At 35.2% G+C, this 11,435-nt stretch carries 7 protein-coding genes; all 7 read left to right on the forward strand.

The features are described from left to right. Nucleotides 1–16 precede the first annotated feature (16 nt). The 7 genes from FGM02_RS12275 to FGM02_RS12305 all read left to right on the forward strand — a co-directional run bounded on the left by FGM02_RS12275 (nucleotide 17) and on the right by FGM02_RS12305 (nucleotide 11,400). Nucleotides 17–1,531 carry a sulfatase-like hydrolase/transferase gene (locus tag FGM02_RS12275; RefSeq protein ID WP_243739400.1) on the forward strand — a complete coding sequence of 505 codons (1,515 nt, stop codon included), beginning with the start codon at nucleotides 17–19 and terminating at the stop codon, nucleotides 1,529–1,531. Nucleotides 1,532–1,534: 3 nt separating this feature from the next. After that, entirely contained in the window at nucleotides 1,535–1,756 is a 222-nt protein-coding gene (locus FGM02_RS12280; protein ID WP_139958672.1) for a hypothetical protein, read from the forward strand. Further along, entirely contained in the window at nucleotides 1,753–3,585 is a 1,833-nt protein-coding gene (locus FGM02_RS12285; protein ID WP_139958673.1) for a glycoside hydrolase family protein, read from the forward strand. The genes FGM02_RS12280 and FGM02_RS12285 overlap by 4 nt, the downstream gene beginning before the upstream one ends. Before the next feature lie 113 nt (nucleotides 3,586–3,698). Next, nucleotides 3,699–5,669: a right-handed parallel beta-helix repeat-containing protein gene (locus tag FGM02_RS12290; protein ID WP_139958674.1), complete on the forward strand. Its 1,971-nt coding sequence runs from the start codon at nucleotides 3,699–3,701 to the stop codon at nucleotides 5,667–5,669. Nucleotides 5,670–5,879: 210 nt separating this feature from the next. Then, nucleotides 5,880–8,129 (forward strand): glycoside hydrolase family 3 C-terminal domain-containing protein, encoded by a 2,250-nt coding sequence (locus FGM02_RS12295; RefSeq protein ID WP_139958675.1) that lies wholly within the window; start codon nucleotides 5,880–5,882, stop codon nucleotides 8,127–8,129. A gap of 86 nt (nucleotides 8,130–8,215) precedes the next feature. Beyond that, nucleotides 8,216–9,877, forward strand: coding sequence for a 3-keto-disaccharide hydrolase (locus FGM02_RS12300; protein ID WP_139958676.1), 1,662 nt, complete (start codon nucleotides 8,216–8,218; stop codon nucleotides 9,875–9,877). A 194-nt stretch (nucleotides 9,878–10,071) separates the two neighbouring features. Further along, nucleotides 10,072–11,400, forward strand: a complete 1,329-nt coding sequence (locus FGM02_RS12305) for a hypothetical protein (protein WP_139958677.1) — start codon at nucleotides 10,072–10,074, stop codon at nucleotides 11,398–11,400. Nucleotides 11,401–11,435: the final 35 nt, after the last annotated feature.

The following is an 11,435-nucleotide window of genomic DNA, read 5'->3' on the forward strand; positions in this document are numbered from 1 at the left end:
CGCGTTTTTTTTGTCGATGACAATTTTTGCGCAATCAGAAAAAAAGCCTAATATTATTTTTTTATTGACGGATGATCAGGCTTATAGAACTTTAGGAATTACCGGAAACGATCAGGTAGTCACACCAAATTTAGACAAGCTTGGTAGTCAAGGACTTGTTTTTGACAGGCATTACAATACCACTGCTGTTTGTAAAGGGAGTCGCGCCTCTATCATGACAGGGATGTATGAATACAAAACAGGTTGTAATTTTATGCATGGTTCTATGGGAGCAGAACAATGGTCTACCTCATACCCCGTACTCCTAAAAAACGCCGGATATAAAGTCGCCAATATTGGAAAATTTGGTTTTGGGGTGAGTAAGGTGAAAAATGTGGATCATAAAGGAAATGAAGGGGAAGGAGTTCAAAATGCTTTCGATTTGTATTTAACAAAAGGTGGGCAGTGCAATTACGCAACCGACAAAAATAAAGACATGGATGTTTATGCAGAAAAAGATCCGCACTTAACACAAGCATTGGCAACCGCGGCTTTAGAGTTTGCAAATGCTGCTAAAAACGAAAATGAACCTTTTTGTTTAACGGTCGGATTTAAATCGCCACACAAGCCGTTGATACCAGATACCCAGTTTGACCATGTTTATAAGAATACGGTTTGGAAAAAACCGATCAATTACGGACGGGAAGCAGGATTGCATTTAGCAGCACAATCACGTCAAGACAGGCAGTATAAAAAATATTGGGAAGAAGCGTATAGCACAGATGAAAAATATCAAAAAACGCATCGATTGTACCACCAATTAATTCATGGAGTAGATGTCGCTGTTGGGAAAATTAGAGAAGGTTTAAAAACACTTGGAATAGCAGATAATACGATTATTATTTTTTCATCAGACAATGGTTATTTAATGGGAGCACATGGTCTTGGAGGAAAAGTATTGCCGTATGAAGAAGGTTCTAGAGCCCCCTTAATTATTTACGATCCTAGAATTCCAAAGAACAAAAAAATCCGTAGAACAGCATCACTAAGTGGAAATATAGATATCGCTCCTACCATTCTTTCGTATGCAAATATTGGTATTCCTGAGGTTTACGATGGAAAAAGCTTGTTGTCTATTGTAAAAGATGAAAAAAAGAAAGTACGAAATGTTTTGCCGGTTATTCAGGTTTTTGGAAAGGAAGCTACCAGATGTTTTTCTATGATTGATGGAGAATACAAATATATTTACTGGTATTTCAAAAGTGAAAAAGAGAATCTGTATCCTACGGAAGAATTATTTCATTTGACTACAGACCCAATGGAAATGAAAAATTTAGCAAGCAATAAAAGCTATAAAAAAGTATTGAAAAAAATGCGCAAATTCTATGATGATGAGGTAAAGAATTGGGGAGCTCATAGTATTTCTTACAATGGTTATTTAGAATATGGAACACTTTTTAATAGAGCTATAAGTTGGGATAAAAAAGCAGTACTTATAAAAGAAAAAGATGCAAAATTGACACCGTATAAAACGCCCTCTAAAAAGAAATAAAGGATGAATCATAAGCCTATCGTTTTCTTTGTAGTTGTTTTGTTATCCATGGCGCAACTGATTTCTCAAAATTTAGGAAAATCAAAACCTAATATTTTATTTATCATGTCAGACGACCATACCTCACAAGCTGTTGGGGTTTATGGAAGTAGGTTGGCTAAATTTGATCGGACTTTAAATATTGATAGAATAGGTAAAGAAGAATTAAAAACTATAAAAATATGACTACAAAATTTTCAAAATTAATAATGATCAATTTTATAGCCTTTGGGCTCATAGCTTGTTCTAGCTCTAAGTTGTCTAAAGCGAGTGCTGATCATTCAGTTGATTTTACATTACAAAATGATTATCCAATTGGTAAGAGTGTTAGCGAAAGTCAAAATTGGATTTCATTGAATGCGAATGAAGTATTTAAGAGTACTGAAAAAGGGATGCTAGTTTTACCCGGAAAAGAGGCTGCCTTTAGTTCAATACAATATCGCAATCCGATGGTTGCTCCAAAAGTTGGAGAGGCCATTACTGCGTCTATTGATTTTACATATGACCAAATGAAAAAAAGAACCGAAAAAGAAGTGATTCGTGTTGGTTTTAGCAATGGTTCTAGTAATTTAATGGCAACATTTAATCGTAAAGGTTGGGGAGATTATCATTCTATAGGAATGGAAGATTATGTGGTTGGTATTGTTTTTCATACTTCCGAAATTGGATTTAAAAACAATGCAGCTTTAGGAACCAGTAATCCACTTCAACTGTCCATAACATTGACACGTGCTAAAGGTGATTTATGGAATATGGTTGTTCTTCTTAAAAATCTTACACCAACTTCTAATTGGAGTAAAAGATGGGAAAAGAACGGTTTAAGTTTTCCTTCAGGAAACACAGATAAATTATTTGGAGTTATTCAAGCTGGTGCATCTGATGCTGATGCAGGTATTGCCAATCGTTTGGTGACTCGCTTCGATTTAAATACAAAAAAAGCGCCACCTGCCATAGCAAAAACATGGAACGGAGTTGATTTTAAAAAATACATCCTTCCTATGAAACCGCAAGGGCCATTGGTAAGTGAAGGAATTTGGGGAAAGGATATTTTACCTCGTGATCCAAAAAATGGATTGGAAGATGCAAGCATGGAAAACTGGTGTTATTGGGATGGAAGTATCGTCAAAGACGATGTCGGTAAATATCATATGTATGCAAGTCGTTGGACACAAGAGCAACCGCATGGAAATGGTTGGAAAGAACATTCTAAAGGAATACATGCCGTTAGTGACAATGTAATGGGACCTTATAAAGATTTGGGCTTAACCTGGCCACAATGGAAAGAAGGACTAGGACACAATGTTATTGGCCTACGTATGTTTGACGGACGTTATGCAATGGTTACTAGTGACAGAACTCGTGGAGAAGTTTTTGTTTCTGATCATCCAAATGGACCGTTTAAATTATTAGGAGAAATTCAAGTGGATTCCAATGGCTTTAATCCAGGATTGGCGCGTTACCAAAGCGGCGATTCTAAAGGGAATATGTCTAATGTGATGATTATTCCTAGAGAAGATGGCCGTTACATGATTGTTGCACGTTCAACTGCAATTATGATCAGTGATAATGGAATTCTAGGGCCCTATAAAATTATGTCCGATAGAATTTATGCAGATATGCCAGAAATTCCACAAACACGTATGGAAGATCCAACGGCTTGGTATAGTGGAGGAATGTACCATATGCTTGTAAATCATTGGCCAGGGAAAACAACCTATCATTTTTCTTCTAAAGATGGAATTAAGGACTGGAAGTACCGCAGTATTGCTTACCGAAAAGATGAATCTATATTTCGATATACCGATGGTACAGTTGACGAATGGTATATTGTGCAACGCCCAACAGCATACACAGAAAATGGGCATATTACGCATTTTAATTTTTCGGTTATAGACGTAACGAAAGGAGCTGATAGAGGAAATGACAAACATGGTAGTAAAATTATTGTAGTTCCTTTTGATGGAGAAGCTTTTGATAAGGACATGCAAGCCATTATTGCTGCTGAAAAGAAATAATATTTATTTATAACCGCGACATAGGAGAGAGTTGTACTTTCTCCTATTTTTTGATGAGGTATTTAGTAAAATGAACGTTAGTTTCGAATTGTTAGGTTAAAAAACATAAAAAAATGAAATCAAAAAGTATTCTAATCTTGTTTTTGTTAGTCTCAATAAATTTTTTGTGGGCTAATGAATTTTTTGTCTCAACCCAAGGATCAAATCAAAATTCGGGAACAAAAGAGTTTCCTTTTCGTACCATTCAAAAAGCCGCCAATAGTGCAATTTCAGGCGATACAATAACGGTAAGAGAAGGTACTTATCGTGAATGGGTTTCACCGGCTCATGGAGGCTATCATAAATCGAAACCAATTGTCTATCGCGCTGCTAAGGGAGAAAAGGTTCATATAAAAGGATCGGAAATAGTAAAGAATTGGAAAAAGTATAAGAAAAATGTTTGGAAAACTAGCGTTGACAATTCTGTATTTGGTGACTTTAATCCTTTTGCCACGTTTGTAGCAGGAGATTGGTTATTGACTGCTAATAAGTTCCATTTAGGAGAGGTATATCTTAATGAAAAATCTTTATACGAAACAGGTGGATTGGATCAATTAGAAAACCCTGTGGCACATAAAAAAGCCCAAGATAAAGCAGCGGCAAAGTTGCAATGGTTTGCAGAGGTAAAGGATAAGGTAACCATTATTTATGCAAATTTTGGTAAAGGAGTAAATCCCAATAAACATCTTACAGAAATTAATGTACGTCCTACGTGTTTTTTTCCAAAGAAAACAGGGGTCAATTATATTACAGTACAAGGATTTTATATCTCTCAAGCAGCAACCCAATGGGCTCCACCAACGGCAGAGCAGATTGGTGCCATTGGCCCACATTGGAGCAAAGGGTGGGTTATTGAAAACAATAACATTAGAAACTCTAAATGTACTGGAATTAGTATAGGAAAAGAATTTGCATCGGGCGACAATGAATTTTCGAAAAGAAAGAATTTGAGAGGATTTCATCGCGAAATAGAAACCGTATTCAAAGCAATAGATTTAGGTTGGAGCAAGGAAAATATAGGATCTCATACAATTCATAATAATACTATTTATGAATGTGGTCAAACAGGTATTTGCGGGCATATGGGAGCTGCCTTTAGCACGATTACAAACAACAAAGTTTATGACATCAATTGTAAAAAAATGATGTTTGGTGCTGAGGTGGCTGGCATTAAGTTGCATGCTCCTATTGATGTATTAATCGCACACAATTATGTGAGCAATACTTACAAAGCTATTTGGTTAGATTGGCAAGCGCAAGGAACTCGTGTTACAGGTAATTTATTTACTGACAATGAATGGCAAGATGTATTCGTAGAAGTATCTCATGGTCCTACACTTATTGATAACAACATCATGCTTTCTCATAATTCATTAACTATAGGGGCACACGGAGTGGCTGCTGTACATAATTTATTTGGAGGTACCATTCGAACTTTACAAATTACGCATAGATATACGCCATATCATTATGCACATTCAACAAAATTAAAAGGAGTTGCAGCCATTGGAGGTGGAGATCATCGTTTTTATAACAATTTATTTGTTTCCAATGAAAATTTAACTAAAGGTTTGGATGCTTATGGTTTGGATGCTTTCAATGATTATCCTGTTTATTACGAAGGTGTTTTTGATACTTATACAGGAAAAACAGCTGAGGGAAAAAAAGTAACATGGTTTAATTATCCTGTTTATATGGGACAAAATATATACTTCAACAAAGCCATACCCTATAAAAATGAGACCGGAAGTGTGCTTACAAAGCAACAGGCTAAGGTTTATTTAGAAAGAAATAAGGGAATTGTTAATTTGCATTTGGATATAGCAACTGCGCAATTGAAAAAAATGAAAACACAGTTTGTTAGCACAGAAAAACTTGGATTAACAAGTATTTCAGAAGCAAGCTATGAAAATCCTGATGGCAGTCCGATCCTTATCAATACAGATTTTTTCGGGAAGATACGAACAGGACAAACACCCATAGCAGGGCCTTTTAATGAAATACAAGAAAAATCAATGAAGCTATTCGATTTAAATTCGTTTTAAAAATTTTTCGAAAAATAAAAAAGGAGCATAGCATTAAAGTGGCTTATGACAAAACAGGATTAAAATAGTTGCTATTTAAATCCTGTTTTTTTGATCAAAATACCCCTGAGAACAATTATTGGTAGCCTAAGCACTTTGCTTAAAAGAGAGCCTACTAACTTGCTTGAAATTTCGAGCACGATTAAATTATAAATTAACAAAGTAAATAGGATGAAAATAAGAAGCTTAAGCAAGTCTATAACGAATGTAGCATTTCTATGCAGTATCGTTTTGTTTTTTGGTTGTCGTCAAATAAACGGACAAAATAAGTATAAAAATGCTAAAGAAACTCCGGAAGTTAGAGCAAAGGATTTGATGTCTAAAATGACCTTGGAAGAAAAAGTGGCGCAATTAAGTGGATTGGGAAATAGCCATGGTGTTTTTGGTGATGTCAAAGCTGGAATTTTTGGAACAAAAGGAAATGAACGTTTAGGAATTCCAACTTTAGTAATGGGGCATGGAATTACAGGAGTTCGATCTGGTCGTGATGTAGCTGTAAAATCTACCTATATGTTAGCGCCAATTGGAGCTGCCGCTACTTGGGATACCGATTTGTATGCTAGAGCAAGTGTGGCTATTGCCAAAGAAATGGTGGCATTGGGGCAAAATTTAAACTTAGGAACTACCTTGAATATTATTCGTCATCCCTTAGGAGGAAGGGGATGGGAGTGTTTTTCTGAAGATCCTTATTTAACGGCTAGAATGGGGGTAGAACATGTAAAAGCAATGCAAGCAAATGGCGTAATTAGTGGTCCTAAACATTTTGTGGCAAACAATCAAGAATTGCACAGACACGATATTAACAATGAATTAGAAGAGCGTGCTTTGCGCGAAATTTATTTACCTGCTTTTAAAACAGCTGTGGTAGAAGGTGGGGCCTTGAATATTATGGCGGCATACAATCGGGTAAATGGGACGTTTATGTGTGAAAATAAATGGCTTTTAACAGATGTTTTAAGAGATGAATGGGGATTTAAAGGTTTTGTTTTATCAGATTTTGGAAAAGGAGTTCAGTCAACAGTTCCAACTGCACTTTCAGGAATGAACATCGAAATGAGTTCGGCAAAATGGTATGGAGCTAAGTTAGTTGCTGCTGTAAATAATGGAGAAATTAAGGAAGCCGTTGTAGATGGTTTGGTTTACGACAAACTTTTTACCATGTTTAAAATGGGCTTGTTCGATCATAAATGGAAAGAAAACAAGGAAGTGGTGCACAGCCAAGCGCATCAAGATTTGGCATTGGAAGTGGCTCGTAAATCAGGTATTCTTTTAAAAAACAAAAACAATGTATTGCCTTTAGCCTTAGAAAAAGGAAAAAAACTTGCTGTAATTGGTCCAAACGGAAAACGTTATGTAGGCGGTGTTTATTCAGAATTCCTCCAAGGAGGAGGAAGTGGAGGTTGTTATTATTTTGAAGATGCAGTAAAAAATCCTGTAGATGAAATCGCAAAACTAGCGAAAGGAATGCAGGTTAGTTATGCTCGTGGCGCTCATATAGAATTAAAAAAGAAGCAAAAGAAAATTGAAGCAAAAACATTGATTCCAGATGCACAGGATTTAGCGGATTTGAAAAAGAATGACAAGCAATTGATAGATGAAGCAGTTGTTTTGGCAAAAAAGTCAGATCAGGTAATTTTAATTGTTGGAATTACGGGTAGCCAAGAGTCTGAAGGCCGTGATCGTAAATCGACAAGATTGCCAGCAAATCAGGAACGACTTATTAAAGAAGTAACAAAAGTCAACAAAAATGTTGTGGTGGTCATGGTTGGTGGATCTTATTTTGATGCGTCACCTTGGATTGATAAAGTTGATGGAGTTGTTAATTATTTTTATTGTGGAGAAAAAATCGGTCAAGCTATGGCAGAGGTATTATTTGGAAAAGTAAATCCAAGTGGAAAACTACCAATTTCTTATCCTAAGTCTGATTCTCAATATCCTAAAGGAAGCATATTTAAAGGAGGAAAGTATTCTGATAAAAAAATCAGCAATGTATATGCTGAAGGAATTTTTGTGGGGTACCGATATTTCGATAAAGAGAAAGAAGAAATGCGTTTTCCTTTTGGTTACGGACTAAGTTATACTTCTTTTGAGTATAGCAAATTAAAAGTAAAAAAAGGAAAAGTAGTTGAAGTTAGTTTTACCCTAAAAAACACTGGGAAAATGGATGGAGACGAAGTTGCCCAACTATATATTCACGACAAAGAAAGTTCTGTTCCTCGTCCGATTAGAGAATTGAAAGGATTTAAAAGAGTGTCTTTAAAATCTGGAGAATCAAAAGAAGTTCGTTTTGAATTAAATGATGACGCTTTTGCTTTTTGGAGTCCAACTAAAAAGGATTGGACTGTAGAGTTAGGAGAATTTGATATAGAAGTAGGAGCTAATTCAAGAGATATAAAATTGACTGAAACAATAAAGAAATAAAGTGATTTATAGCTCTTTAGAACGTTGAATTTAAATCCATACAGAATGCTCAGTAGAAGTTTTGTATGGGTTTTTAATTAAATAAAATGATGAAAAATAAATTACAACACATTGCGATTGCTTTATTAATTACAATTGGAGCTTGGGGACAAACCATTCCGTATACAAAAGGACGGATTGCAATGAGTTCCGATGGAAATGCACATGATCCAGATGATTGGGGAGCAACTGTTGCTAGCTTAGGAATTATTGCAGCTAAAAATTTACAAGATAAATTGACAGTATACACCTACGCAGATCATGTGTGGAGTAGCAAGGAAAAACATAGGGCGCAAATTACGAAGAGTGCTATTTCTGGCGGTGCACAATTTGGTTTTGATACCAGTCGGTTTATTGCTGCAGCCGATAATCCAGAAATGGCTTATGCTAAAATGAAGGATGAAATTATTAAATCAACTTCTAAGGATCCTTTAACCATTATTGCTGCGGGCCCAATGCAGGTTATTGGTGAAGCACTGCGTTTAACTAAAATCGAAAACTCTGGTGCACTAAAACATGTTCGTATTATTTCTCATTCAAAAAGTAACAACCAGCATGCCGATAGACCTAGTAAAAGTGAAAAGCCACATGAAGGTTGGCATTGGGAGGAAATGAAAGAAGCTTTTACGAAAGAAGGCGTTGTCTTCGATCTTATTTTAGATCAGAATGATAAAACAAATAAACTCGTTGGTTTTTCTTCTAACAATGCAGCTGAAAATGGAAAAGCTGATTGGTCTGTTTGGGAATTTTTAAAAGATTATCACAAACATTCTGTAAGAGTGAATAATGCCATCCAATTGATTTATACACAAATGAAAGCTTCGCACAAAGCCGATATTTCGGATGCAGGAATGCTTTATTATTTATTTACAGGAGATGTGCATGGAGGTCCGGAAAAATTGAAAGCAGTTTTCGATAATGGATTTATAGGAGAAGAGGGTTTTCAAACCATTTTTAATGGAAATAATTTTGACGGTTGGTATTTAAAAATTAAGAAAGGGGACCCCGAATTGGCTAAAAAAGTTTTTGCTATTGAAGACAATACGGTCCATGTTTTTAATAATGAATTTCCTGATCAGTACCAATTGGGAGATAAAGACTGGAAAAAAAATAAAATTCCTGTAAATAATCAAAATCGCACACACGGACTCTTCTACACCCATAAAAAATACAGCAAATACATACTTCGTTTTGAATACAAATGGGGAAGTAAAATAGCCAATAATTTTATAAAATGGCAATACGATGCAGGGCTTTATTACCATGTTGTTGATGATAAGGTTTGGCCAAAAGGAATTGAATATCAAGTCCGTTACAATCATTTAACCAACCAAAATCATACAGGAGATTTTTTTACTGGTGGTGCATTTACTTGGTATGCCAATAAAGAAGGAAAAAGGTTTGTATCTCCAATGTTAGGGGGAGTAAAAATTGAAAATAGAAAAAGTGGACTTCTAGCTTCTATTCCAAAAAACTACCATGCTTTAGACGGACAGTGGAATTATTGTGAAGTTATTGTAATGGGAGATGCCTATACAATTCACAAATTGAATGGTGAAGTTGTGAATATGGCAACCGATTTACCTTTTAAAGAAGGTATTATTGGATTTCAGTCTGAAACGGCAGAAGTGTTTTATCGGAATATTGAAATAAAAGAATTTGAGACAATGGTTCCAATGAATGAAATTTTAAAAGATTCAGTAAAATAAACTTCTATATAATAAAAGAAGCTTTTGCATTTAAGAAACAAAAAGGTGCTGAGAAGCACAATTCGTGGAATGACGGAAGACTTTTTTAACTGCGGGTTTGATAAATTTGAGTTGAAATAGATCAGTCTATAAAGCTGTAGGTCTGTTTTTATGTTTAATGCCAAATCATAGGCGATTTTTTACACTTATTATAAATGAAGATAAAATATTTGAAAGTCATAACTGTATTTATTTTATTGTTGACAGTTTCTATGCATGCCCAATACAAAGAAACAATGAATCCAAATGGATTCCGTTTGAATTTGAAGAATGATTATGGCTTAGTAGATGATAATGCTACAACTGATCAAAGTGCTAAATTAATAAAGGCAATTGCTAGTGTAAACAAAAAAGGAGGAGGACAACTGATTATACCTAAAGGAGTCTATAGCTTTTCGGGAATTAAATTAAAATCGAACGTTCATTTATTAATTGAAGCGGGCACTATTATAAAGCCGAAAGGAAATGTCGTTTTTTTATTTGATAGCAAAACAGGAAAAGGTCAAGATTATATAGAGAACACTAGTGTAAGAGGTGTTGGAGGAAAATTTATTATCGATTTCCATACATTAGTCTACAAGCAAAAGCAACGAGCTGTAATTATTAGAATGGCGAAAAACTTTCTAATAGAAAATATGATTGTAAAAGACAATTATTCAACCTATTCTAGCATCGTTTTAACATTAACCTTGACAAAAGAAGATATATCGGATTGGGTAATTTCTCGTCCAACAGATGGGCTTATTCGTAATATTTGCAATTTTAAAGCCAATCCAGGTTATGGCTTGGTACAGTGTCATGGAGCGCAATCTGTTCATTTTGAAAATTTGTATTCTTTAGGAGGAATAACATTAAGACTAGAAGCAGGAGCGGATTTAATTCATGCGGGTGTTTTTGACCTTTCGGCGAAGAACATCATAAATGAAAATGGAAGAATGACCGTGTTAATGGCACCGCACTCAGCTAAATCTGGCGTAGTTACTATAGATGGTGTTAGCGCTATAAGTTCTACCTATGCGGTAGGCATCAGCAATGGGTTTGTTAAAAAAAATGCACCAGATCCTATACCTGGATATTTTGATAATAAGTCTTCTATAAAAAACATACACGTTACGTATGGCACCAATGGTCAGTCAAGATCTGACCAAGCCCTTTTGTCGTTGCCAAATAAAGAATTATACCATCTTTTTAAAGCATGGCGTCCAGAAAACGGAAAGTTTTTCGATGGTCCAGCTATTACCGCGGTGTATAAGCACAATACGGCGTACAATGTTACTGTTCAAAACATAACAATGAAAGGGTATCCGCACTATAATGACAAGCCAATTATTACAAAAGCAGATGTAAGAAAAGGAAAAGGTTGGGATGAAAAAAAATCTTGGTTAGCAGCACATCAAGAAGATGAATGGAAAACAGACAAAGGTGTGGCTATTTATGATTATAGCGTTGAAGCTTATATTTATAAGAATCCTTTTAAGGAATAAATACTAAGAATCAAACAAATTTCGGTTTTACAAAT

It is taken from the genome of Flavicella sediminum (assembly GCF_006381105.1).
GTDB classification, from domain to species: domain Bacteria; phylum Bacteroidota; class Bacteroidia; order Flavobacteriales; family Flavobacteriaceae; genus Flavicella; species Flavicella sediminum.

Bases quoted from the DNA above. Each gene is read 5' to 3' on its own strand.
- FGM02_RS12290 (WP_139958674.1), top strand. From the start codon at position 3,699: ATGAAATCAAAAAGTATTCTAATCTTGTTTTTGTTAGTCTCAATAAAT.
- FGM02_RS12305 (WP_139958677.1), top strand. From the start codon at position 10,072: ATGAAGATAAAATATTTGAAAGTCATAACTGTATTTATTTTATTGTTG.
- FGM02_RS12300 (WP_139958676.1), top strand. From the start codon at position 8,216: ATGATGAAAAATAAATTACAACACATTGCGATTGCTTTATTAATTACA.
- FGM02_RS12280 (WP_139958672.1), top strand. From the start codon at position 1,535: ATGAATCATAAGCCTATCGTTTTCTTTGTAGTTGTTTTGTTATCCATG.
- FGM02_RS12295 (WP_139958675.1), top strand. From the start codon at position 5,880: ATGAAAATAAGAAGCTTAAGCAAGTCTATAACGAATGTAGCATTTCTA.
- FGM02_RS12275 (WP_243739400.1), top strand. From the start codon at position 17: ATGACAATTTTTGCGCAATCAGAAAAAAAGCCTAATATTATTTTTTTA.
- FGM02_RS12285 (WP_139958673.1), top strand. From the start codon at position 1,753: ATGACTACAAAATTTTCAAAATTAATAATGATCAATTTTATAGCCTTT.